The organism is Larkinella rosea (assembly GCF_003858635.1).
Classification (GTDB): Bacteria; Bacteroidota; Bacteroidia; order Cytophagales; family Spirosomataceae; genus Larkinella; species Larkinella rosea.
Genome location: NZ_RQJO01000007.1, coordinates 1,615,084 through 1,639,143 on the forward strand (window position 1 = coordinate 1,615,084; position 24,060 = coordinate 1,639,143).

The 24,060-nt window shown below is 52.2% G+C and carries 20 protein-coding genes; 17 read left to right on the plus strand and 3 right to left on the minus strand.

The annotated features are described in order from the left end of the window. Positions 1-18: 18 nt before the first annotated feature. The 4 genes from EHT25_RS06820 (at position 19) to EHT25_RS06835 (ending at position 3,922) form a co-directional block, all read left to right on the plus strand. Entirely contained in the window at positions 19-852 is an 834-nt protein-coding gene (locus tag EHT25_RS06820) for an SMP-30/gluconolactonase/LRE family protein (RefSeq protein WP_124872591.1), read from the plus strand. Between the two features lie 43 nt (positions 853-895). Beyond that, positions 896-1,924 carry a hypothetical protein gene (locus EHT25_RS06825; protein WP_124872593.1) on the plus strand — a complete coding sequence of 343 codons (1,029 nt, stop codon included), beginning with the start codon at positions 896-898 and terminating at the stop codon, positions 1,922-1,924. 105 nt (positions 1,925-2,029) lie between these two features. Beyond that, positions 2,030-2,968 (plus strand): aldo/keto reductase, encoded by a 939-nt coding sequence (locus tag EHT25_RS06830; protein WP_124872595.1) that lies wholly within the window; start codon positions 2,030-2,032, stop codon positions 2,966-2,968. A gap of 162 nt (positions 2,969-3,130) precedes the next feature. Continuing rightward, positions 3,131-3,922, plus strand: a complete 792-nt coding sequence (locus EHT25_RS06835) for an SDR family NAD(P)-dependent oxidoreductase (RefSeq protein WP_124872597.1) — start codon at positions 3,131-3,133, stop codon at positions 3,920-3,922. 4 nt (positions 3,923-3,926) lie between these two features. Here EHT25_RS06835 and EHT25_RS06840 read toward each other — a convergent pair whose 3' ends face one another. Then, positions 3,927-5,459 carry a sulfatase family protein gene (locus EHT25_RS06840; protein ID WP_124872599.1) on the minus strand — a complete coding sequence of 511 codons (1,533 nt, stop codon included), beginning with the start codon at positions 5,457-5,459 and terminating at the stop codon, positions 3,927-3,929. Positions 5,460-5,740: 281 nt separating this feature from the next. Between EHT25_RS06840 and EHT25_RS06845 the strand changes: the two genes are divergently transcribed. The 10 genes from EHT25_RS06845 (at position 5,741) to EHT25_RS06890 (ending at position 16,841) form a co-directional block, all read left to right on the plus strand. Beyond that, on the plus strand, positions 5,741-6,127 hold the full coding sequence (locus EHT25_RS06845) for a hypothetical protein (RefSeq protein WP_124872601.1): 387 nt from the start codon (positions 5,741-5,743) through the stop codon (positions 6,125-6,127). Between the two features lie 206 nt (positions 6,128-6,333). Beyond that, the gene (locus EHT25_RS06850; protein WP_124872603.1) at positions 6,334-10,740 is read left to right on the plus strand and encodes a CusA/CzcA family heavy metal efflux RND transporter; all 4,407 of its coding nucleotides are present in this window, start codon (positions 6,334-6,336) and stop codon (positions 10,738-10,740) included. Between the two features lie 8 nt (positions 10,741-10,748). Next, a complete protein-coding gene (locus EHT25_RS06855) occupies positions 10,749-11,957 on the plus strand; it encodes an efflux RND transporter periplasmic adaptor subunit (RefSeq protein ID WP_124872605.1) in 1,209 nt (402 codons plus the stop codon). Position 11,958: 1 nt separating this feature from the next. Then, complete coding sequence (locus tag EHT25_RS06860) at positions 11,959-12,669, plus strand: VIT1/CCC1 transporter family protein (RefSeq protein ID WP_124872607.1); 711 nt, start codon at positions 11,959-11,961, stop codon at positions 12,667-12,669. Positions 12,670-12,685: 16 nt separating this feature from the next. Continuing rightward, positions 12,686-13,120 carry a hypothetical protein gene (locus EHT25_RS06865; protein ID WP_124872609.1) on the plus strand — a complete coding sequence of 145 codons (435 nt, stop codon included), beginning with the start codon at positions 12,686-12,688 and terminating at the stop codon, positions 13,118-13,120. Between the two features lie 384 nt (positions 13,121-13,504). Beyond that, the gene (locus EHT25_RS06870) at positions 13,505-13,936 is read left to right on the plus strand and encodes a Rieske 2Fe-2S domain-containing protein (protein ID WP_310588734.1); all 432 of its coding nucleotides are present in this window, start codon (positions 13,505-13,507) and stop codon (positions 13,934-13,936) included. Between the two features lie 40 nt (positions 13,937-13,976). Beyond that, a complete protein-coding gene (locus EHT25_RS06875; protein ID WP_124872613.1) occupies positions 13,977-14,417 on the plus strand; it encodes a thioredoxin family protein in 441 nt (146 codons plus the stop codon). After that, positions 14,418-15,371, plus strand: a complete 954-nt coding sequence (locus EHT25_RS06880; protein WP_124872615.1) for an FAD:protein FMN transferase — start codon at positions 14,418-14,420, stop codon at positions 15,369-15,371. A gap of 28 nt (positions 15,372-15,399) precedes the next feature. Continuing rightward, entirely contained in the window at positions 15,400-15,624 is a 225-nt protein-coding gene (locus tag EHT25_RS06885; protein ID WP_221622260.1) for a DUF4266 domain-containing protein, read from the plus strand. Positions 15,625-15,635: 11 nt separating this feature from the next. Then, positions 15,636-16,841, plus strand: coding sequence for a DUF3570 domain-containing protein (locus tag EHT25_RS06890; RefSeq protein WP_124872619.1), 1,206 nt, complete (start codon positions 15,636-15,638; stop codon positions 16,839-16,841). A gap of 119 nt (positions 16,842-16,960) precedes the next feature. On the opposite strand, the gene EHT25_RS06895 is transcribed toward EHT25_RS06890, so the two are convergent. Further along, positions 16,961-19,414, minus strand: coding sequence for a TonB-dependent receptor (locus tag EHT25_RS06895; protein WP_124872621.1), 2,454 nt, complete (start codon positions 19,412-19,414; stop codon positions 16,961-16,963). A 162-nt stretch (positions 19,415-19,576) separates the two neighbouring features. Between EHT25_RS06895 and EHT25_RS06900 the strand changes: the two genes are divergently transcribed. Continuing rightward, positions 19,577-20,416: an AraC family transcriptional regulator gene (locus tag EHT25_RS06900; RefSeq protein WP_124872623.1), complete on the plus strand. Its 840-nt coding sequence runs from the start codon at positions 19,577-19,579 to the stop codon at positions 20,414-20,416. Between the two features lie 418 nt (positions 20,417-20,834). After that, the gene (gene mnmA / locus EHT25_RS06905; protein ID WP_124872625.1) at positions 20,835-22,031 is read left to right on the plus strand and encodes a tRNA 2-thiouridine(34) synthase MnmA; all 1,197 of its coding nucleotides are present in this window, start codon (positions 20,835-20,837) and stop codon (positions 22,029-22,031) included. Positions 22,032-22,084: 53 nt separating this feature from the next. Here the strand turns inward: mnmA and EHT25_RS06910 are convergent, their stop codons facing one another. Beyond that, entirely contained in the window at positions 22,085-23,161 is a 1,077-nt protein-coding gene (locus EHT25_RS06910; protein ID WP_124872627.1) for a hypothetical protein, read from the minus strand. 360 nt (positions 23,162-23,521) lie between these two features. Here EHT25_RS06910 and EHT25_RS06915 point away from each other — a divergent pair, with 360 nt between their 5' ends. Further along, positions 23,522-24,046 carry a hypothetical protein gene (locus EHT25_RS06915; RefSeq protein ID WP_124872629.1) on the plus strand — a complete coding sequence of 175 codons (525 nt, stop codon included), beginning with the start codon at positions 23,522-23,524 and terminating at the stop codon, positions 24,044-24,046. Positions 24,047-24,060 lie beyond the last annotated feature (14 nt).

Sequence of the window (24,060 nt, forward strand, 5' to 3'; positions counted from 1 at the left end):
CTGAAAACCGTAACCCAAATGACACATTCCATCAAAAAACTCCTTGACCTGCCCTATTACACCGAGGGCCCGGCGGTGGATCAGGAAGGTAATCTTTTCTTTTCCACCCTAACAGGGGGAGCCATTGGCCGATTGGATCGCCAAGGCAACTATTCCGTTTGGGCAAAAACCGCTTGCCCCAATGGACAGGTCATTCTGCCGGATGGGACGCATTGGGTATGTGATCCAAAGCAGGCAGCGGTTAGCGTGTTCAATGCAAAGGGGGAATTCCAGGAGACGGTCGTTCAGGGAGTTTGCGCGAATAAAGTAGTGGAGTCGCCAAACGATCTGATCATTGATTCGCACCAAAATCTGTATTTCACGGAATCGATCCGAACGGATGGAAAAGTCTTTTTTGTGGGTTCCGACGGCCATGAACGGGTCGTTGCCGACGGCATCGATTACGCAAACGGTATTGCCTTATCCCGCGACGAGCGGTTTTTGTACGTGGCCGAAAGTTTTAAAAACCGGGTGCTGGTGATCGAACTCGCTGAGCCCGGAATTCCGAAAACGAAGCCGAAGGTCTTTGCCAATTTACCCGTTCATCGCTCCGGTAAGCCAACCGACAATTTGCCGGATGGGCTGGCGGTTGATCATGCCGGGAATGTCTGGGTGGCACATTACGGGATGCAGGCCATTCAGGTGTTGACGGCGCGGGGCGACTGGCAGTTTTCCATCGACACGACCTTACCCTTGACGAGCAATCTCTGTTTTCTGGAAGACACGGCGCAACGCCAGACTTTGCTGGTCACCGGTGGCTCCGGCGAACCGGGTCCGGGTGGAGTGGTTCAGGTGACGGTTTTCCCAAAATAACGGCAAGATGATCAACCGGTTTTTTCGATTAGGTTTTCTCCTTATGATGACTGCTTTTAAAACCGTCGCGCAGTCGGCGGTCGAGTGGAATGAGTTGCCCGAACTGCCGGGAGGTAAAGGGTGGGCAGGGATGTACGCGGGCGTAAGCCATGACGCACTGATCTGCCTGGGCGGAGCTAATTTCCCCGAAAAATACCCCTGGGAAGGCGGAAAAAAGAAATGGTATGACGATATCTATGTATTGGTTGACGGTAAAAACTGGCAGAAAGCGGACGAAAAGTTGTCTGTTCCGGCGGGTTATGGTGCAACAGTGTCGTACCAGAATACGATTATTTTGATTGGCGGAAGCAACGAAAACGGCCATTTAAACCGGGTGATCGGATTGGAATGGGACGGAAAAAAGTTGCTCCAATCCAGTTTCCCCGATCTGCCGATTCCGCTGGCGAACATGGCTGGAGCGCTGGTGGGCGATGTCATTGTCATCGCCGGTGGCATCAGCTCGCCGACCGGAACTCCCTTGAAAAAATGCTACCTGCTGGATTTAAAAAACCGGTCTCAGGGCTGGGCCGAGATAGATCCGTGGCCGGGTCCGGAACGCCAGCTTCCGGTTTGTACGGTTTATCGTGGCCAATTCTATTTGTTCGGGGGCGAAACCGTAGGTATCAACTCCAAAGGCATTAATTTCCGATCTATCTTGCTGGATTCGTACCGGTTACGTCTTCGTCGGAATGCAGGCAAGTGGACTGCTTTTTGGGACAGGCTGGCCCCTATGCCCCGGGGCATGTCGGCTGGCGGAACGATTTTACCGGTATTGCACAACGACCGGTTTTTGTTCTGGGGTGGCGTCGATGGGGTTACGGCCATGTACAAAACACAGGCGACGCATCCCGGAATTATTCAAAGTATGCTTTATTATTTTCCCGAAACCGATAGCTGGGAATTTATCGGCCAGCAAACGAAAATTCTGGCGCGGGTGACACTCCCCACGGTTTTCTGGAACAACCACTGGGTTTACATCAGCGGAGAAATCAAACCGGGCATCCGGACGCCTTCGGTGGTTGGGGTGAAGTAGGTGGTGGGTTGTTTATGGTTACTGGTGAGTCGGCTATATTATGGACCATTGATGATTGACCATTGACCACAAGCGGTGGGCTTTGCACTCTAAACATTTAACAAAATGAAATACAGAGTTTTCCGCGATTACCGGTTTTCTCAATTAACGCTGGGAACCGTGCAGTTGGGATTGAATTACGGCATTTCGAATTCGGAAGGAATTCCGGATCAGGAAGAGCGTTTCCGGATGCTGGACTTTGCGGCCCGGACCGGCATCAACACACTCGACACCGCGCGTCAGTATGGCTTTTCGGAACGGGTGCTGGGCGACTTTCTGGAAAAAACCGGTGATCGGTACGCGCTCAATCTGGTTTCAAAATTTAAGATTAGTCCGGCCCATTTCGGCAATCTGGAGCGGGCCTGGAACGAAGTTCATCAGAGTGTAACGGAGTCGTTATTAACTCTGAAAATCAACCAATTACCAGTTTGCCTCCTCCATAAAGGCATGGAAGAAATGCGTGATGTAATTGGCATTCTCCCTCCCATTCTGTCCCGACTGAAGGAAGAAGGACTGATCGACATTGGCGGGGTTTCGGTTTTTCGTCCCGAAGATGTCGAATACATTCTCGACGAGGACCTGATTGAAGCAACTCAGATTCCGTTGAACATCTTTGACCAGCGCTTGCTCAAAACCGGTTTGCTTCATCAACTCCGGGCGCAGTCGAAGCTCGTGTTTGCCCGCAGTGTGTTTTTGCAAGGATTGTTTTTCATGAATCCGGGGCAGTTGAACGGAACCCCGAAAAAGGCGGAACACCTGCTGATCGCGCTGCAGAATCTGGCCGAACGGGCACGGATGTCCGTTGCCCAGCTCGCGTTTTCGTTTGTCCGGGACCTGCCAGCCGTGGATAGCGTGGTCTTTGGCGCGGTCAACCAGCGACAGATTCAGCAAAATACCGAGTTGCTGGCGGGCCCGCCAATTCCTTCGGACCTACTGGCCGAAATTCAGGACGTGTTTGATTCTGTGGAAGAAGAAATTATTACACCCGCAGTCTGGAAAAGTTAAGGTTTTCGGTATACGGTTTTCGGCGCGGTTCACTGCCAAGACTGATACTCAATTAATGGTTCATTGTAATTGTTCATTTCTCTCGCTTCAGCCACCGTAGCGACGGCCCGGCGTAAACTGAAAACTGTAAACCGAATACCATAAATCATAACCCGATTATTCATGAAAAACCTATTCAGTCTCGAAGGCAAAATCGCCATAGTAACCGGTGGCGCGGGCTTTTTCGGGACACCCATTTCCATGGCATTAGCCGAAGCCGGTGCAACGGTCATTATTGCGTCGCGCGATGGGGAAAAATGCCGGAAATTTGCCGCAACGATTCAGGAAAAAGGCTATCAGGCCGAAGGAATGGCGTTAAATCTGGAAGATGAACACTCCATCCGGGCGTTCGTTGACGCGGTGAAAAACCGGTTCGGACGAATCGATATTCTGGTCAACAATGCGGTTTCGCGGGACGGTTTTCAAAATCTGGAAGACATCGACAAAGCCAGCTGGGAAAAAGCCCAGCGGATTAATTCGACCGGTTTGGTACTGATTACGCAGGCGGTTATTGAAGTGATGCGTCCGCAGCAATCCGGCAACATCATCAACATCAGCTCAATACAGGGCGCGGTTGGCCCCCATTTTCCCGTTTACGGCAGCACCGGCATGACGAGCCCGGTCAATTATACGTACGACAAATGGGGCATGGTGGGGTTCACCAAATGGCTCGCCAATTTTTACGGAAAAGACAACATCCGGGCCAACTGCATCAGCCCCGGTGGCTACGGCCCCGGCGTTGCACAAATGATTGGGAAAGAGGAGTTTGTCGAAAACTACAAACGCCTGACACCCCTCAGGCGGTTTGCCAGCGACGACGACATCAAAGGCCCGATTGTCTTCATGGCCTCCGATGCATCGGCATTTGTTACCGGGCAGAACCTGCTGGTCGACGGCGGCTGGACGAGCTGGTAGCAGCTCAGTTAGAAACACGTACGTTGCTTTGCCGAATTTTGGTCAACAACTCCGTTAATTCTTTCACTTTTTCCGGTTGTTGGCTGTAAAGATCCCGGGTTTCAGCAACATCGGCAGCGAGATTATAAAGCTGACCGGTGGGCTGTCCGGCCTGCGGTTTCACTTCCTTTGGCTCCGTAAAACCACCCGAACCCAGGCCTTCAATCAGTTTCCAATCACCTTTTCGAATCGCAAAATAACCGATCGACGAACTGTGCACGACAGCGGGCTGGCCAGTCACCTGCCTGCTTTTACCCAACAAAACCGGCAAAATACTGTAGCTGTCTTCGGGTGAAGGGGTCGGGGCTTTTTGCCCAAGGATTTCCTGACAAGTTGCCATCAGGTTCGTCAGGGTGGTGGTGGCCGCGCTCGTGCTGCCCGGTTTTACGTTACCCGGCCAGCGGACGATAAACGGGATGCGGTGCCCGCCTTCAAACGCGTCGCCCTTCATTCCCCGGAATTCGCCAGCCGCTTTGTGATTGAATTGTTTGACAAAATTTTCCCGCCAGTAGGGGCCATTGTCGCTGGCAAAAATGACAATCGTATTGCCGGCCAGGCCGGTTTCCGATAAGGTTCGCAACACCTCCCCGACCGCAGCATCGACCTGCTGCACAAAATCGCCGTATTCGCCGGCTTTCGATTTTCCGGTGTAGTTTTTAGTCGGCACCCAGGGCGTGTGGGGAGCGGCCAGTGGCAGATACAGGAAGAACGGTTTTTGCGCCGTTTGCTTTTTCAGGAACGCAGTGGCCTTTTCCACGAAGCGGGGCAGCACTTCGAAAAAATTGAAGGAAGGCGCCATCTTGCCTTCGCGCCAGAACGGACCCGTATAGCCGGATTCCAGCTTGTTCCCGTTGGTGTAGCCCGTTGGCAACTCGGTCAGTTTCTGGTTTTCGAGGTAACAATACGGCGGCATGTCGAGCGAAGCCGGTAGAATATACGAGTAATCGAACCCGATGGTATTTGGGCCTTGCAGCGGTTTTTTGGAAAAATCAATGTGGTCGGGATTCATCTCGGTTTTGATGCCGTAACCTTCGGCAGTCAGGAGCGTTTCATTGCCTTTCTGCACGTCCCAATCCAGTCCCAGGTGCCATTTACCCACCACGGCGGTTTGATATCCGTTGCTTTTCAACAGCGAAGCTACCGTCGGGCGATCGGCTTCAATCAGCGTCCGGCTATAGCCCCGCAACACCCCAACGGGCAGACGGCTACGCCAGGGATAGCGGCCCGTCAGCAAACCGTAGCGGGTGGGCGTGCAGACTGAGGATGGCGAATGTGCATCCGTAAACCGCATTCCTTCCGAAGCCAGTTTGTCAATATTTGGCGTTTTAATTTGGCCGGTGGGGTTGTAGGCGGACACATCGCCGTAACCCAGGTCATCCGCCAGAATGTAGATAATATTGGGAGATTGTTTTTTGTCGGATTGATTGACCAGACCTAAACAGAACAGGAGCGAAACCAAACCGCCCGCAACACAACATATTTTTACCAAACGGGTCATCTTCTTTAACTTCGTTTTTGTGGGTTATTACTATCCAGAACGCAACGAATCCATTTTTTTACTGTGAAATCGGCAAGAAAGGTGTTGTAAAATTGCCACGCATCTCAGAATGCCCGGTTTTTACCATTAAACCGCCGGCGAGCGTCTGTAAATTGGCTTATACCTCCTGGCAAACCTACAGTCGCTCTGTACGAGTGGTCTATTTCTAAATTAGGCCACCGTGTTGGTAGCGTCAAACTTTCTGATAAACTTTACGAAAAAGCGTTGATCGCATTGTTTTCATGAAGTCGGTAGTTGCTTTATTGCTGGTTTTACAGATGCTGGGAAGCGGTTTACTTCCAGGCTTCGGTATCGATCAGTCGACCAAACTGGTCGATCTGCTGCAGCATTTTCAGCACCATCGGCAAACCGAACCCGATCTGGGCTTTTTCGATTTCATTGCGATGCATTACGGGGCGAATTCAGACCACCAGAAGCATCCCAACCATAGCCATCATAATTTGCCCGCCGTTGGGCATACGGCTCCGGCATTTACTGCGCCCGCGATGGATTTGTTTTCACTAACGTCAATCTCCGTCTGGTTGCCGGCGAAAACCGCCTGTTTCCGCTACGCCAATCTCTATTCATTTGTCAGCGTATCCTCACTGATCAATCCACCCCGACGCTAGCCGGAATGCGCCCGTTGGCCGCATTGTATCCCTATAGGTCGGTATTTCTACCATTTTCCTGTCTGTTTTCCGGTGCTTTAGCAGCGAGCTGGGACGCCTGGGCGTCCCGCTGCACATTGCATCCGCACGACGCTTAGGCACACCGGCTTGGGCCTGTGCCCCCGCCTTTCCGATTATTCATTGGCTGACTTATTGTTCGTTGTCACGTGCTGAACGCAATCATTCATTTTTCAATTCATCATAAATTAATCATTGCCCTGTCCACGCTGGCGTTGATCGGATGGGGCATCTGGTCGGCGTCGCAATTACCCATTGATGCGGTGCCCGACATCACCAACAACCAGGTGCAGGTCATCACGAGTAGCCCGTCGCTGGCGGCTGAAGACATCGAACGGCTGGTGACCTTTCCCATCGAAGTGAGCCTGTCGAACATTCCGGGGCTGACGGAGCTTCGTTCGTTCTCCCGTTTTGGCCTCTCCATTGTAACCGTTGTATTTACGGACGCAACGGATGTTTACTGGGCGCGTCAGCAAATCAGCGAACGGTTACAGAACGTCGTGGGGCAGATCCCCCCCGGTGTGGGCACGCCCGTTATGGCACCGGTAACGACGGGGCTGGGCGAAATTTTCCAGTACACGGTCGTTCCCAAAAAGGGTTTTGAAAACCGCTATTCGCTTTCGGACCTGCGGACCATTCAGGACTGGACCATCCGGCGGGCGCTCCTGGGGACGCCCGGTGTCGCCGATGTAAGCGGTTTCGGCGGTTTGGTGAAACAGTACGAGATTGCCGTTGATCCGGATCGCCTGCGGAGCTTTGGCATCACCATTACCGACCTTTTTACGGCCCTTCAGCAAAACAATCAGAACACGGGGGGCGCTTACATCGATAAAAAACCGAATGCCTTCTTCATCCGTTCGGATGGCTTGATTCGCACCACCGACGACATTGCGGACATCGTCGTTCGCCTGAACCAAGAGGGATTACCGGTCCGGGTGCGCGACGTTGCCCGGGTCCAAAACGGCTCCGCTGTGCGTTACGGGGCCGTTACGCGCAACGGCCAGGGTGAAACCGTGGGCGCCGTGGTGATGATGATCAAAGGCGAAAACTCATCGGCCGTTATCAAACGAGTCAAAGAAAAAATCGCCCAGATTCAGCAGACGCTGCCGCCGGGTGTACAGATCATTCCCTTTCTGGACCGCACCAAAATGGTGAACAGTGCGATCGGTACGGTGGAACGAAACCTGTTGGAAGGCGCCACGATTGTCATCGTTGTGCTGGTGCTGCTAATGGGCAATTTCCGGGCCGGTTTTGTGGTGGCCTCCGTTATTCCGCTGGCGCTACTGTTTGCCATTTCGATGATGACGCTCTTTGACGTGTCGGGGAATCTGATGAGCCTTGGGGCCATCGACTTCGGATTGATTGTCGACGGGGCCGTCATTATTGTGGAAGCGACCCTGCATCATATTACCCTGCGCAACAAGGACAGAATCCTTACCCAGGCTGAAATGGACGCGGAAGTGATGCAGTCGGCGAGTCGCATTCGTTCGTCAGCGGCCTTTGGCGAGATCATCATCCTGATTGTATATTTGCCCATTCTGGCCCTGTCGGGCATTGAAGGGAAAATGTTCCGACCCATGGCACTGACGGTTGCTTTTGCCATTCTGGGGGCTTTTATTCTCTCGCTCACGTATGTGCCCATGGTTTCGGCCTTTCTGCTCAGCAAGAAAATAGTGCACAAAGAGTCGTTCTCCGACCGGATCATCAAGCGGATTCACCGGTATTATGAGCCGGTTTTACTGGGGGCGCTCAGGCATCGGTTAGCGATTCTGGCGGGCGCGGTGGCGCTGCTGGTCGGGGCGGTTTTCCTGTTTTCCCGGATGGGGGGCGAATTTATTCCCCAGCTTGATGAAGGTGATTTTGCCGTCGATACGCGCACGCTCACGGGCAGTTCCCTCTCCGAAACCGTCGATGCCACCTTAAAAGCCCAGCGAATTCTGCTTAAACAGTTTCCCGAGGTTGAACAGGTGGTGGGTAAAATCGGCTCCGGTGAAATTCCGACCGACCCCATGCCGATCGAAGCGTCGGACCTGATGGTGATTCTCAAACCCAAAGACGACTGGACCTCTGCTACCACGCGCGATGAACTGGCGGGCAAAATGGCCGAAGCCTTGTCGGTCATTCCTGGCGTCACGTTTGGGTTTCAGCAGCCCGTCCAGATGCGGTTTAATGAACTGATGACCGGCGCCCGGCAGGATGTGGCCCTGAAAATTTACGGCGAAGACCTAACCCGACTCACTCAATTGGCCGATCAGGTCGGCAGTCTGATTCGGACCATCGAGGGCGCAAAAGACCTGTACGTGGAACAGGTGGGCGGACTATCGCAAATCCTGATCCGGCTCGACCGCGCACAGATTGCCAAATTTGGCCTGAACGTTGCCGACGTAAACCGGGTCATCAATACCGCCTTCGCCGGGCAGTCGGCCGGCGTCGTGTTTGAAGGTGAAAAGCGCTTTGATCTGGTGGTTCGATTAGCCGCCGACAAACGCCAGAGCATCGATGACATTCGGAATGTCTACGTGGCCGTTCCGGCCAGCGCCACCGGCCCCGCGCAGCAAATTCCGCTGGGTCAGATTGCCCAGGTACGTATTCAGGAAGCGCCCAACCAGGTTCAGCGGGACGATACGCACCGGCGGATTACGCTCGGTTTCAACGTGCGCGGGCGCGACGTCGAAAGCATCGTTACGGAACTCCAGCAGAAAGTGGGGCAGCGTATCCGGTTTCCGCCCGGTTATTCGATTAAATACGGGGGGCAGTTTCAAAATCTGGTCGATGCGAAAAACCGCCTGAGCATTGCCGTGCCTATTGCGCTCAGCCTGATTTTTGCCCTGCTGTTTTTCACCTTCAACTCCGTTCGGCAGAGCCTCCTCATTTTCATGGCGATTCCGATGGCGGCCATCGGGGGCGTGTTTGCCCTGCTGATTCGGGGCATGCCCTTCAGCATATCGGCCGGGGTGGGCTTTATTGCGTTGTTTGGGGTTGCGGTTCTCAATGGCATCGTGCTGATCGCGGAGTTTAACCGACTTCGGCACGAAGAGGGCCTGACCGATTTGACCGAAATCATCCGTCGGGGGGCCGAAGTCCGGCTTCGTCCCGTCATCATGACGGCCCTGGTCGCTTCGTTCGGTTTTATCCCGATGGCCATTTCGAATTCGGCGGGGGCTGAAGTTCAGAAACCGCTCGCTACCGTTGTGATTGGGGGCCTACTGACTGCAACCTTGCTGACCCTCCTCATTCTCCCCATTCTGTATTCCCTGTCGGAGCGAAAAGCGGTGGAAAAAGAAGCCAAAACCGCTACCAAGTCAGGACCGACCTCATCCGTTAAAACTGCAAGTGTGCTGATTCTGACGGCGCTAACCGCCAGTAGCTGGGCCCAGACTCCTCCGCTCGTCACCCTGAATCAGGCAATTCAGCAGGCTACGAGCCGAAACGGACAACTCCAGGTAGCTACGCTGGGAATCAGTCAGCAACAGGCTTTACGACGGACGGCCTACGACGCCGGTCGGTTGTCGGCTACGCTGATGGTAGGTCAATACAACAGCCGCCGGTTTGACAACAACGTAACAATCAGCCAGTTAATCCCAAATCCGACCCTGATGCGTCGGCTGGCGGAGTTAAATGATCAGACCGTGAAGGCCCGGCAGGCGGAACGGGCCGTTACTCAAACCGACATTCAGTATGAGGTTAAATCGGTTTACTACGAACTGAATTACCTCTACCAGAAACGCAGGCTTTTTCAGCAGCAGGATACCGTCCTGACTGAATTCGTGAAAGCCGCCACCCTCCGTGTCAAAACGGGTGAAACCGGTAGCCTGGAAAAAGCAACCGCCGAAAGCCAGTTGACCGATCAGCGGGTCCGGCTGATTCAGAACGACGTCACCATCAGTGCCCGCCGGAGTCAGTTACAGATCCTGCTTTACAGCCCGCAACCGGTTGAGATCGTAAGCGACCCGCTGCCCAAACCGACGCCCAATGACATTCCGGACAGTGTGGCGCTGGCGCATCATCCGCAACTTCTGCAGTTGCAGCAACAACTACAGGTTGCCGAACAAAGCAGCCTCGTGGAACAAGCTCGCCTTAAACCCGATTTTATGGTCGGCCTGTTCAATCAGACGCTCATTGGTAGTCAATTGATTAATGGTCAGGAATTGTATTTCGGGCCGAACAAACGGTTTACGGGCGGACAGGTCGGTGTTTCCTTTCCCTTGCTGAGTCAGCCGCAGAAAGCCCGCGTCCAGGCAGCCCGCCTTGGAGCGCAAATGGTTCAGACGGAATTCCAGCATCGACAGCTTGCGCTTTTTCAGCAACTAAACCAGGCCGTTCGGCAATACAATCAGTACCAACAGGCTCTGACCTATTATGAAACCACCGGTTTGCCCCAGGCCGAACTGATTCAAACCAACGCCCGACGCGCCTTCAGCAGCGGGGACATTGGTTACGTCGAATTTGCGCTGGCGCTGCAACAAGCCTTCACGATCCGGTCAAACTACCTCGATCTGCTCAATCAATACAACCAGTCGGTTCTCAACCTGAACTACGTACTGGGTAATCCCTAATTAACCTCATGGCGTCCAACCTTCATTCCCTCTTCCTGCCAGCGCTCCTGATCACTACGCTCCTGATCAGCTGCCATTCGTCTCAAGATCCGGAGACCAAGGATACGACTACCCCAACCGCAACGACCGTGATCCCAGGTGACTCGGTCCGATCGGGGGTCGTTCGGGTTTCGCTGACGCAGGCGCAATACGACGTAGCTTCCATTGAGCTTGGTCGGCCGATGCTGCGCACCCTCAAAACCACGCTGAAAGCAAACGGAACGATCGATGTGCCGGCATCGAACCAGGTTTCGGTGGCCGTGCCCTTTGGGGGTTATATCCGAAAAATTGACCTGGAACCCGGTATGGCCGTTCGGAAAGGGCAGCCGCTGGCGGTACTGGAAAATCCCGAATTCATTCAGTTACAGCAGGATTACCTGGACACGAAAGCAAAACTGGAATTTGCCGATCTTGAATTTGTTCGCCAGCAGGAATTGAGCCGTGATAATGTAAACGCCCTGAAGGTGTTTCAGCAGGTTCGCGCAAACCGTCAGAGCCTCCAGGCGCAACTGGCTGGGCTGAGCCAACGGCTCGCCATCCTGCACATTGACGCCAATCAATTGAGCCCAAGCCAATTAACGCGTCTGGTCACGATTCCCTCCCCGGTCTCGGGTTTTGTTACCAATGTCCCCGTTAACAACGGGCGGTTTTTGAATCCGTCCGACGTGCTGGTAGAAATTACAAATGTCGACCATTTGCATGTCCGGCTGAGCATTTTTGAAAAAGACATCCACCGGGTTCGAACGGGGCAGGTTGTCCGCTTTGGAATGGGCGGTGATTCGTCATTCGGGCATCGGGGAACGATCTTTCTCCTTGGAAAATCCATTGCGGCCGACCGGGTCGTTTCCGTGCTGGCACATCCCGACGGGTATGCCCCGGATTTCCTGCCCGGAGGCTACGTATCGGCCCTGATCGATGTCAAAACACAGCCGTTGCAGACGCTCCCGGAATCGGCGGTGGTCAGCTACGGCGGCAAGGCCCTGGTGTATACTCTGGAAAAAAAACAGGGTAATCCGATCAGCTACCAATTTCGGCAGGTAGAGGTCAAAACGGGCATTCGGGAAAATGGCTACGTAGCGGTGGTACTTCCCTCCGATTTAAACGCCACCTTAACGCCGGTTGTGGTAAAAGGCGCATACAGTTTACTGGCAAAACTCAATAACAGCGAAGAAGAATAAGATGAACCCAACAACGCATAGCCACCCGCATACGGAACAGCATCTCCGCAGTTCAGCCGTTATTTCTGACATTGTCATCGGCATGTCGGATGGACTAACCGTACCGTTTGCCCTGGCCGCCGGTTTGAGCGGTGCGGTTGCCAACTCGTCCCTGGTCGTTACAGCAGGCATTGCCGAGATCGTGGCCGGATCAATCGCCATGGGATTAGGCGGTTATTTGGCGGGTCGTACCGAAACCGATCATTACGAGTCCGAACGCCGACGCGAGATCAGCGAAGTGGACACGATGCCGGAGCGGGAAAAGCAGGAAGTTCGCGACGTATTTGCCAGCATGGGGCTCAGCCCGGCGCTCCAGACGGCCGTTGCCGATGAGTTAGTTAAAGATAAAAACCAGTGGGTGGATTTCATGATGAAGTATGAACTGGGCCTGGACGAACCGGACCCCAAGCGAGCCACCAAAAGCGCTTTGACCATCGGGCTTTCCTACGTCGTCGGGGGGCTGGTTCCCCTGTCACCGTATTTTATCCTGACCGATCCGTCCGAGGCCCTGGCCTACTCCTGTGGAGTCACCCTGCTCTGCCTTTTTATTTTTGGCTATTTCAAAAGCAAAGTTACGGGACAACCTCCCGTGAGCGGGGCCTTCAAGGTGCTGTTCATTGGAGCCCTGGCAGCTGCGGCTGCATTTGGCGTAGCGCGTTTCATTTCTAACTAATCAGCTCGTTTTTCGTGTGAAACCTGTTCGCTTTTTCACTGACCAGCAAACGGTCTGGTATAATCTAACCGACTACATTGAGTTGTTATTGAACACGAAGACCATCCACACCCAGCGGTCGCCGTCGCTTCACAAGCGCAGAAGGGATTCCAAATCGGTTTATCAGGTGCTACTGGCAAAAATAAACCGACTCAGCCCCGTTTACCAACGGCAATTGCAGGGCGAGGTCTACATCGATTGGGTCGTTTTCGAGCATGTCTACCGGTTTTTACGTCCATTTCTGGTCAGGCCCGAAGACTGGCTGGACGGCGATCGGCTATTCCGGCAACTGCGGTCCGTGATCGAACATTCCCGGCAATTAAATCAGGAGCTCCATTCGGAAACCGTGCGCCGTTACTTCACCCAGATACCGAACGGCCCTCCGGCTGACAACCCGCAGTCGGGAACCTGAACGATTAATGATACCCGGGTCTTTTATATTCTAGACCCTCGCGGGCATGGCACAATTTTGAAGCGGTTATTCGATTTTCTGGCAATGGCGGCAACCTCTCTCCCCCGATTCCGATCCGGGCCTTGAACCGTCTTTCGTTGTTTTTCGGCGATTTCACACCGCTCTGATCTGTCACTCGCTTCCCTGCGGTTATAATTAATTTAGACAGCCTACAATTAATGATTTTTGGCGAACGAGTGCAACACCCCTCTTTTAAAAGGGGTATTGTTTACTGAATACGGGTTGTTTTTACCTGGTGATCAATACTTTTTGATACGAATCATAATGAACCGTTTTGACTTTCTAAAATCATTGGGATTTACCGGCGCTGCACTCCTGGCCGCTATGACTTCCTGCATTCGTGAAGAAGATACGATGGTGGATGCGTTGACCATTCCCGGCGCACAGACCGCCCCCCCGAGCTCACCGGTTTCCAACACCACCGCCACCAGTTCCGCCGTGGACCTGAGCAAAATTACCAACCGGTTGCTAACTATTGACCTAAACAGCACGACGGCCTTGAAAACCGTGGGTGGTTACATCAGCCGGAGTGGCATTGTGGTTGCCCAGGTGAGTGCGGGTGTCTACATAGCCGTTACGCAGACGTGCAGTCACGAACCCCGTAAAAACATCATCTTTAACAAAACAGAATTTTACTGCACCGTACACGGCGCCCGCTTCGACCTGATTGGCAAAGGGAAAAATAGCTTCGGCAGCCGAGGCCTTAGCGTCTATAAAACCGCTACGGACGGTCTGACGCTGGTGGTTTATAGCTAAAAATGTACACAGGCACTTTGAATCAAATCAGAACAATACAATGAAAATCGTACTTCTTTCCCTCATCTCCCTGCTGGCCGTATCGACGCAAAGCTGGCAACTCAATTTTGAACAGGCCAAAACCGAGGCTGCACAAAGTCATAAATCCATTCTGCTCAATTTTTCGGGTTCCGACTGGTGCGGGCCGTGCATCAAGCTGAAAAAAGACATCTTTGAATCATCCGAGTTCGCGCAATTTGCGGCCGATCATCTGGTGCTGGTTCGGGCCGATTTTCCGCGTTTTTCGAAAAACCGGTTAAGCAGGGAGCAGGAAGCGCACAACGAAGCGCTGGCCGAGAAATATAACAAACTGGGAAAATTCCCCTTTACGGTTTTGCTGGATGCCAGCGGGCGCGTCATTCACGAGTGGGATGGTTATCCCCAGGGAGCAACACCGGCTTCTTTTATTGCCACCATTCAGTCGGCCCCGGCAATCAAGTAAATGGAACAACTTCTGCACCAGCGGGTCCAGCGACTCATGGGCAACCGCTTTGAAATCAGCGTAGTCAGCGATGATGCCGCCTGGGCCAACGATAGGATCGATGAGGCCATTGCCGAAATCAGCCGGATCGAGCGGCTGCTAACCACCTTCGACGAAAACAGTCAGACCAACCAGATCAATGCCAGCGCAGGAATCCGGCCGGTAGTGGTTGATACCGAGGTTTTTGACCTCATTGAGCGGTCTCAACGGTTGTCGGTACTCACGCAGGGAGCTTTTGATATTACGTACGGTTCGATCGACAAGCGACTCTGGAACTTTGACACGACCATGACCGCCCTGCCCGATCCGAAAACGGCGAAAGGAATGGTGCGACTCATCAATTACCGAAATGTGGTGCTTAACCACCAGCACCAAACCGTATTTCTGAAAGAACGGGGAATGCGCATCGGTTTTGGTGGGATTGGCAAAGGCTATGCCGCTGAGCAGGCGAAACACTTGTTACTGAGCAAAGGAGTAGAAAGCGGCATTGTGAATGCGGCCGGCGACCTGACAACCTGGGGCACGCAGCCCAATGGCCAACCCTGGACCATCGGCATTGCTGACCCTAACCGGAATGGAAAGGCCGTGCAGGCATTCTCGGCACTCCGTATCAGCAACATGGCCGTTGCCACCTCAGGGAACTACGAAAAATACGCGGTGATCGACGGGCAGCGGTATTCGCACACCATTGACCCCAAAACCGGGTATCCCGTAGCGGGGATCAAGAGTGTCACCATTCTCGCGCCCAACGCTGAATTGGCCGACGCGCTGGCTACGCCCGTCATGGTAATGGGGGTGGAAGTTGGGCTCCACCTGATTAACCAGGTGCATCACATCGCCTGCATTATTATTGACGACCACAACCGGTTATACACCTCGAACAACATTCGATTAATGCAGCCAACGGTTTTATAACCCGTTATTTACGACACAACCAATCATGATGAAACGATTCTTCACCGTGCTGCTGCCGAGCGCAGTGCTACTGGCGACGGGCCTAACGGGCTGCGTCACCGTCAAGGAATACCAAAAGAGCCGGGTCAACGACGCCGAAATGGAACTTTCGGCCCGGAAATCCGAGAAATTTGAACAGAATTTTTACCTCTACCGCGAGGGAGCTGCCGGCGCAAATGGGGGCAAAAGTGGAGGAGGATGCGGTTGTAATTAAGAAGTTGTCGGATGAAAAAAATCTGTTTATCGGTTAGCCTGTTGCTGGGCCTCCTGCGAATGGGTCAGGCTCAGGAGGCTCCTGCCTACACAAAACGTAAATTGCAAATTCAGGAAATCAACCTGGTTTCAAGTTATTATGAACAGGGCGGCAACAATTCGGCGGTAACGGGCGGCATTGGCTCCGAATTTCTGCGGGATTACGCCCAGTCCTTCGATCTGGTTCTGAAAACAACCGACCATCGGAACCGCCAGCACACCATTGCGTTTGATTTCAACGTCGATCACTACACCTCGGCTTCATCCGATAAAATTGATCCGCTCACGATTTCGTCCGCTTCCCGCAGTGATACGCACATCTATCCGTCCATTTCCTGGAACGTGCACGACGAAAACCGGCGCGTGACGAAAGGAATTTCGGTGGCGTATTCGACCGAATACGATTACAAATCCTACGGCGTAAGTGTGAATTTCAGTAAGCTATCCGTTGATAATAACCGCGAACTGACGCTGAAAGCCGGTGCCTTTTTCGATACCTGGACGGTCATTCTACCCGCCGAACTGCGACCGGAAGGATATGGATCGGGGGCGGATGGCGACCGCGATCCGGTGGATCATAAACCGCGCAACTCCTACAACGCCAGTTTTTCGCTCTCGCAGGTCATCAACAAGCGATTACAAGCATTTTTTACCGTCGAACCGGCTTTTCAGCAGGGCTTGTTAAGCACGCCTTTCCACCGGATTTATTTCAACGACGGGTCGGAAACCGTCGAGCGGCTACCTGGTTCACGAATGAAGCTACCGGTCGGCCTCCGCTTGCACTACTTTTGGGGTGACCGCGTCATCCTCCGAACTTTTTACCGGTATTACCTGGATAACTGGGGCATGAAAGCCCACACGATTAGCCTCGAAACTCCCATCAAACTGACGTCTTTTGTGTCGTTGAGCCCATTTTTTCGCTTCAGTAATCAGACGGCGGTGCGGTATTTTGCCCCGTATGGTACCCACGCGCCCACCGATCGATATTATACCAGCGATTATGACATTTCAGGGTTCCACAGCCAGTTTTTTGGCACCGGCCTCCGATTGGCCCCGCCAGGCGGTATACTGGGAATTAGGAACTGGCAGAGCGTTGAACTGCGATACGGTCACTACGCCCGGAGTGCCGGGTTAGGCATGCAGGCCAATAGCTTAACCTTACTGGCGAAGTTTAAGTAAAACCGGTCTTGTCAAAATGCGGCAAGATGCCCGATAACGGAGGTTTCCTGATCAGACAAGCGTTTTTTTGATTGTCCCCTACGGGTATGGTACCTATTGTCAACGTTGTCGGTCCGCAATCAGAACTCTTTCTCGCCAAACTCATTGGTTGGTAATTTAGCCGGTTTAGTGCGCTGGCGGATGGAGTAACTGAGGTTGAGCAGCAGAATGTCCCGCTCCTGGATGTAATTGGTTGTGGTATAAAAAGTCGCTCCTCGAGTTGTAATCCGCTGCTCGTTGCTGGGTAGCCAGCCCATGCCGATGTTTTGCCACTGAAACATCACCGACAGCCGGTTTTGGGCAAAACTTTTCCTAACGGATAAATTAGGCAAAAAGAAACGCGAGTCTTCCCCCTGCGCAGTAATGCGTTGCGAAAGGTAGTTCAGATTGAACTGGAGCATCCAGGTGGAAGAAGGCTGCACGGTGGTATTGGCATTGATCGAATACACCCAGGCCTGATTGGTAAACACCACTGAATTTTGAAAAAGCTGACCGGCTATCATCGACCGGTATACGGTGCCGCCGAGATAGAATTTCCAGTGTTTGGTAATGCTCAGGTCCGAAGTAAGCTCCAGGCCCAGTCGCCGGGCCCGACCGGCATTCGTAAATATCCGGTTCAAAATCGTATCGGCATAAACACTGTTGACCCGGTTAACAATGTTTTGCACGTTTTGATAATACAAGGTTGCCTGCCAGGTATTCCGGCCGTGTGTGCGTGTTACAACAGCTTCGCCCAAGTCTACAAACTCGGGCAGCAAAGCGGGATCGCCCTGCTCGAGCGTTTCTGAGTGCTCGCGCTCAGGCAATGGATTAAGCGCCAAATTGCTCGTGCGCTGCACCCGTCGACTGTAGCCCGCCCGCAATTGCCAGTCGACTTCCGGTCGGTATACCACGTTCAGCGAGGGGAACAGGTTATTCAGTGTCAGGGGATAAGACTTCCCTTGCGGGCGGATATCCACTTCCCGACGGGCCGACTCGAAACGCAAACCCGCTGTGTATTCCCACGCTTTGGATTTGTGACCGTACTGCGCATAAAGACTGTGGATCTGATTGTTAATTTGAGCCTGTCCCGTAAAAGCATCAATGACCAGCAAGGGTGCTCCCCGGCCGTCCTGGTTTAGGTACCGATACGTTCCATGATCGTTTTGAAACCGGTATTGATAGCCTGCCTCAAGCCGGCCGCCCGCCAATGGCCAGCTTGCGTCAATCGTGGTCCGGATATTCCCGATCGGACGATCGGTCGTAGTGCGTGTGTATTGCAACGTATCCCGGATATCGGTAAGACGAACATTCAGGTTACGCGTAAAACCGTCCAGATAGTCATATTCATAAAGAAATCCGGTGTTTAATGTCGCTTTGTTCCTGAACGTATGATTGTAGTCGAGGTTGGCCGTTACAAACTGCCCGCGTTTCCGGACCAGATTGGCGTTAAAATAATCGATCTGACCAATCAATAAACCGGTCTGCCGATCGGTAGTGCGGTTTGTGTAGACCAGATCGGCGATGCGATCTTCGGTGCGGGAGCCATAATATAAACCCGCCGACCACACGTCCGATTTTGTGGGCGTAAAGCTCACGGCGAGTCGATTGGTCAAGGTATAGCGATTAAAACTTCGTTCTCCCAGACTTGGAAAGCGCGTAAATCGATTGCCCAGGATGGTGTAGACATCGCCCTCACGCCGACCCGCCACATCATTCCGCAGGTACGCTGTGCTGAAGGCCCAGTCCCAGCGGGCGGTTCGGTAGCTGAGCGATGCGTCAGTACCATATCGAACCGGGTGATGGGTATTGTCGAACGCATTCAGGCTTGGTAAACCACCCTGCAAATTGACCAGCACCGACAATCCCCGATCAGTCCCCGATTTGGTAATGATCGCAATGATTCCGGCTTTGCCGTCCGGATCAAAACGAACTGAAGGGGTCGTAATAACTTCAATAGACTCGATGGTATTGGCTGGGAGTTGATTCAGCAAGGTTCCTAAATTAGCCTGTACGGGTTTGCCATTCAGCAGGACCAAAAAACCGTTGGCTCCCCGTTGCGTGACTTCCCCTTCGGCGTTGATGCTGATCCCCGGGAGGTTACGTAACAGATCGGTCGCCGTTCCGCCCACGGCGGAGCCAAACTGGGCAGCCCGGTAGGTTTGCCGATCCGATTTTATGGTTAAATCGGATCGCTGTCCCGTCACAGTAACTTCATTTAATTGAGCATTGATGGGTTCGAGAAGTACCGTTCCCAGCTTGAGCACTTCCCCTCGTTTGAGGGTCACGGAGATTGTCCGGGGTTTGTAATTGATAAAAAATGTTTTCAACCTGTATGCACCGGGGGCCACCTGGGTGATGCGAAAAAAGCCAGCTGAATCCGAAAGCGTACCCGTTACCGCCACTGAATCGGCCGGTCGATAGAGGGCTACACTTACGTAAGGCACGGGGCCGGCGGTAGAAGCATCAACGACGACTCCCTGGAGTTCGGCCTGTGCACAAATGAAATGGCTGTAAATAAAGAGGAAAGCTAAAACCGGAAGTCGTTGTTTCATTGCAGATCACTGCTCAAATACGGGCAAAACAAACAGTAGTTTGCCTGCGTGCCCCATACGGTTACAAAGGTATTGGGGCAGAAGTAGACCATTGTGGTCATAATTTCCCTGATTTTGGTATTTTTGAAACAAAACAATCTCAACCGTCAACTTTTCGACGCGATGCTTCACACGGAACCTGCTGTTTTTCCGGTAAAGAATAAATTAGAAAATGAGCAATTATTCAAACTTTCCCGCTTCAAGGAAGTCATCAAACGAACAAAGCCGCACCGGCATGATGGTTATTTTGAATTGATTGTCTTACTGGAAGGGTCCGGTTTTCACTGGGTAGATACCAAGCTCATGCCAATTGCTCCACCGATGGCCTTTTTTCTTTCACCGGGGCAACTTCATTGCTGGCAGTTGACGAGCGTACCGAAAGGATTTGTGGTTATGTTTCGGGCCGATTTTATCGATCCCAAACACAGTGCCGATTTGTATCCCCTGGCCCAGCAACTCGAACGTAAAAGGGAGGTTTTATTACCACAACCGGCTCCGTTTGCGGATCTTCTTACTGCTATTGAGACCGAATACCAGAATCCATCGCGGCACAGTCTGGTGATTCTGCGCGCCATGACACAAATTCTGCTGGCTCGCCTGCTGGAAGCCGATCAGCAGGAATTCGCCCCCGCCAGAACCGGGGATCTGACCTTTCGTCGATTTATTGACCTCTTGCGGCAACCCGGACATTTAGCCCATCGGGTCTTTTATTATGCCGACTTATTGGGAGTTTCTCCCCAACATTTAAATACCATCTGTCGGCGGATGCATGGCAAATCCGCCGGTGAGCTGATTACCGAGCAGATTATCCTGGAGGGAAAGCGGCATCTTTTACACACCGATCAAAGCATTACGGAAGTTGCCGAACAATTGGGCTTTGCCGATCCTTCTCATTTCGTGAAATACTTTAAAAAAATAACCGGTCATACTCCTGCCTCGTTTAGAAAACTCAGCGGGTTCTGACGGAGCGGCTTCAGCTTACGGTCAGGCGAATTCCATGACCACACTAATTTCCTAATGATCAAGACAACTGAGGATCGGCGAAATAGCTTCGTTCGGCAGGTTACTCCATTTTTAGTCAGTCGGTGGCCGATTGGCGGGAGGGATAAACCGCCCGGGTTTGCTTCCAGGCGGAAAACCATTTACGGAGCAGAAGCCTCGAAAGTAACCCATTCCGAGTGAATGAATTTCACTAAAAAAATGTTACCCCGTATCTTTGGCCGATGCCGGGTAAGATTGGTGCTAGGCGAGCGGGGATAAAAAACCCACGGTTTTACCTGATTCTTCCCACATCAACCTATTTATATTTATCTGATTATCAGTCATTATCAACACAAATTACACCAGCTATCGCAAGGCTTTGAACCTTGTCAGATAAGTTATGAGCAAGCACGGACGTATTTTGGTCGCCATGAGTGGCGGCATCGATTCTTCAGTAGCGGCAGTTATGCTGCACGAACAAGGGTACGAAGTCATTGGCATGACCATGAAAACATGGGATTATGCCTCTTCCGGCGGTACTAAAAAGGAAACCGGCTGTTGCAGCCTCGATTCCATCAACGATGCCCGCAACATCGCCGTCAACCTCGGTTTTCCGCATTATATTCTCGACATCCGGTCCGAATTCGGGGACTCGGTTATCGACCATTTTACCGGTGAATACCTGGAAGGCCGTACGCCCAATCCGTGCGTCCTCTGCAACACCCACATCAAATGGGACGCCCTGCTCCGCCGGGCCGATCGCCTTGACTGTGAATCCATTGCAACGGGACACTACGCCAACATCCGGCAAATAAACGACGAAAGTTCCGCCAACGGGCGGTACGTAATTTCGAAAGGAATTGACAACCTCAAAGACCAATCGTACGTCTTGTGGGGCGTTTCGCAGGAAAGTCTGAGCCGCACCAAGCTGCCGCTGGGGCACCTGCGGAAGTCCGAAATCCGGGCGATGGCAACCGAACGCGGTTTCACGGAGCTGGTCACCAAGGCGGAATCGTACGAAATCTGTTTCGTGCCCGACAATGATTACCGGGGTTTTCTCAAACGGCGCGTTCCGGGCCTGGAGCAGGACGTTGCGGGTGGTAATTTTATACTGGAAGACTCCGCGTCCGGCACCCGAAAAGTGGTTGGCAAGCACGAAGGGTATCCTTTTTACACAATTGGGCAACGGAAAGGGCTGGGCATCGCCTTTGGTTACCCGGTTTTTGTAACCGATATCCGAAAAGATACCAACGAAGTAATTCTTGGAATCGATAAAGATTTGTACCGCGATGGCATGGTGGTCAGCCGGTTGAATCTCCAAAAATACGCGGCAATTGAAAAACCGCTCGAAACCGTTACGAAGGTGCGCTACAAAGATCCGGGAACGCCCGCGGTGATTTCGCAGGAAGGAGAAAAAATCAATGTCCTTTTCGAACAGGGCGTTTCAGCCATTGCACCGGGTCAGGCTGCCGTTTTTTACGAAGGTGATGATGTTATTGGGGGTGGCTGGATCATGAAAAGCTTCCGCCAATCGGACCCCGGAAATTCCGAAACTACGGCGTTTCCCATGCCCGCCATCCGGTCAACCGCTCGATAAATGGACACCCGGTCAGCCATTCAGCATCCAGACTAGCAGACCGGGTGGCTCCCCTAAAAGTTTGTCCACTTCAACCGAATGTAGGCTTCGGCGCGCGTTGCACCGGGCATTTGAGTCGGCGGAAACTTGGTGATGGTTACATCATTTTCGAGGATCAATTCGCCCATTTGCGTCGCAACACCACTTTCCGGTGCGGGTTTTTTAACCTCAAATGAAAGCGTAAATTCTTTTCCGAGGGTTTCATCCAACTGCAATCCGGTTATCACCGGACCGTGGGCGTCGACTTCCGCGTTAAAATCAGAACCTGACTGGCCCCACCCAATCAGATATCCTTTATTGACCGGATAGTTTGGCTTATGAACTCGCTTGACGATCCACCTGGCGTCATAAATCAGGAACGGACCTTCCTGTTTTTTACAATCCGTAAACGGCAATTTGATGACCGGCCCGTTTTCAACCTGGGTGGTTTCGTACAGAACCGTGCCGCTTTTCCCCAGAATCTGAAACTTAATCATTTGAAATTCACAGGGTAACGGCCGGATCACTCCGGTTTTTACCGAACAGGCAGACGCGAGAACAGTTCCAACCGGAACCGCAATTCGAATGGCCTCGGACGGATATACTTCGATGGTGGTGGTTTTCGGAAATTTGCCGGGTTTGGATTTGTCAATCATTTTTTCAGTACGTCCGAGTTGGTATTCCAGGTGGGTTGTCGCAGCTGGAACAATCTGGTCTGCCGGATTTGAGGCTTCGGCATTTTTGTTGATAGTTAGTTTGGAAGTTTGCAGAACCTGCGTTTTTCCATCCTTGATCATCAGCGCCTGCCGCCGGACAAACCAGTTTCCTTTCGTCGGTGGCTGCTTGATCGGATTTCCGGGTTTGAATGCCGGATCAACCTTGATTACCTCCTGATAAAATAAATTCTGAAATTCTATTTTCTTTGGATACGGCAGTGACGACGCCGTTAGGGTGGTTGTTCCAGCCGGGATTGGCAAACTACTGGTTTGTTGGCCAAAGCCTATCCAGGTAACACTGGTGATTCCGGTAGATGGCGCTTTGGGAGCCACTTTGGGATGTTTCCGAAATGAAAAAAGGCTGATAAGAAGCCAGCAATAGACCAGAGCTTTCATGTGCGCAAGTGAAATAAATCGATTTGATCGTATCAGCACAAGAAAGGCATTTCGGCCCATATACGTTCGTAAACCGTTTATTTAACGGTCATTTTATTGAGTCTTCGGAAATTGGCCGACTGTCGATCACCGTGCGCTTCGGCCAAGCAGGCTCGAATGATAGATCAACACCAAGCCCCCAATTACTATTCTGCATCAGCCGTTTGTCAGACTCCCGATGTCTTACCAAACAAAAAGCCCGCCGATTGGTTAGCCAAATACGCTGGTTTAATAACTTGCCTATTCAGGATGGAATGAACGTAGAAATCGTGCAACTTTGTCGGTCGACAGCGCGGTTTTTAACCAAAGAAAATTCAATTCATGCTATATCTGATCTGGACTTTGGTGAACATTGGCTTATTTGTTTATTTCATTTTTCTTTGCGCCCAATCCGCCAGATTGCTGAAAGAGAAAACCGGGTTTTACGCATCCGTCATTTTTGTTTTTGGACTTGTATCCTTAGCAGTCAATTCAGGCAGAAAGACATCTATTTTCAAAGGAAATCCCGATGAGCGTACCTGGAAATTGGTTGAGAAAAAGGAAATCATACCAAATTCGATCCGGTTTTCCGAGCAGGCAATTGACGATAATATGTTATTTAGCATTCTATTGAGAGTCGAAAACGGAACAGAAAAAACGACTGCGAAAACCATTCCGGTTGAAGCCCATTCATTTGTTATCGGATCCATTACCGGATATCAATGGGAACCGACTCTCATTTCGGTAAACGCAACAAATGGCGCGAATTATGCGTATAGGGTCATAGGTATACTACACTGGAAATTACTGGGAATCAGTTTGTATTCGCAGCCTAAAATGTACGCTGGTATTGTCGGAATGAAGTGAAGAATCGCTGCGGA

Excerpts from the sequence above, each read along its gene's own strand:
- EHT25_RS06820 (WP_124872591.1), top strand. The coding sequence starts at position 19 with ATGACACATTCCATCAAAAAACTCCTTGACCTGCCCTATTACACCGAG.
- EHT25_RS06825 (WP_124872593.1), top strand. The coding sequence starts at position 896 with ATGATGACTGCTTTTAAAACCGTCGCGCAGTCGGCGGTCGAGTGGAAT.
- EHT25_RS06830 (WP_124872595.1), top strand. The coding sequence starts at position 2,030 with ATGAAATACAGAGTTTTCCGCGATTACCGGTTTTCTCAATTAACGCTG.
- EHT25_RS06835 (WP_124872597.1), top strand. The coding sequence starts at position 3,131 with ATGAAAAACCTATTCAGTCTCGAAGGCAAAATCGCCATAGTAACCGGT.
- EHT25_RS06840 (WP_124872599.1), bottom strand. The coding sequence starts at position 5,459 with ATGACCCGTTTGGTAAAAATATGTTGTGTTGCGGGCGGTTTGGTTTCG.
- EHT25_RS06845 (WP_124872601.1), top strand. The coding sequence starts at position 5,741 with ATGAAGTCGGTAGTTGCTTTATTGCTGGTTTTACAGATGCTGGGAAGC.
- EHT25_RS06855 (WP_124872605.1), top strand. The coding sequence starts at position 10,749 with ATGGCGTCCAACCTTCATTCCCTCTTCCTGCCAGCGCTCCTGATCACT.
- EHT25_RS06860 (WP_124872607.1), top strand. The coding sequence starts at position 11,959 with ATGAACCCAACAACGCATAGCCACCCGCATACGGAACAGCATCTCCGC.
- EHT25_RS06870 (WP_310588734.1), top strand. The coding sequence starts at position 13,505 with ATGACTTCCTGCATTCGTGAAGAAGATACGATGGTGGATGCGTTGACC.
- EHT25_RS06875 (WP_124872613.1), top strand. The coding sequence starts at position 13,977 with ATGAAAATCGTACTTCTTTCCCTCATCTCCCTGCTGGCCGTATCGACG.
- EHT25_RS06880 (WP_124872615.1), top strand. The coding sequence starts at position 14,418 with ATGGAACAACTTCTGCACCAGCGGGTCCAGCGACTCATGGGCAACCGC.
- EHT25_RS06885 (WP_221622260.1), top strand. The coding sequence starts at position 15,400 with ATGAAACGATTCTTCACCGTGCTGCTGCCGAGCGCAGTGCTACTGGCG.
- EHT25_RS06890 (WP_124872619.1), top strand. The coding sequence starts at position 15,636 with ATGAAAAAAATCTGTTTATCGGTTAGCCTGTTGCTGGGCCTCCTGCGA.
- EHT25_RS06895 (WP_124872621.1), bottom strand. The coding sequence starts at position 19,414 with ATGAAACAACGACTTCCGGTTTTAGCTTTCCTCTTTATTTACAGCCAT.
- EHT25_RS06900 (WP_124872623.1), top strand. The coding sequence starts at position 19,577 with ATGCTTCACACGGAACCTGCTGTTTTTCCGGTAAAGAATAAATTAGAA.
- mnmA (WP_124872625.1), top strand. The coding sequence starts at position 20,835 with ATGAGCAAGCACGGACGTATTTTGGTCGCCATGAGTGGCGGCATCGAT.
- EHT25_RS06910 (WP_124872627.1), bottom strand. The coding sequence starts at position 23,161 with ATGAAAGCTCTGGTCTATTGCTGGCTTCTTATCAGCCTTTTTTCATTT.
- EHT25_RS06915 (WP_124872629.1), top strand. The coding sequence starts at position 23,522 with ATGCTATATCTGATCTGGACTTTGGTGAACATTGGCTTATTTGTTTAT.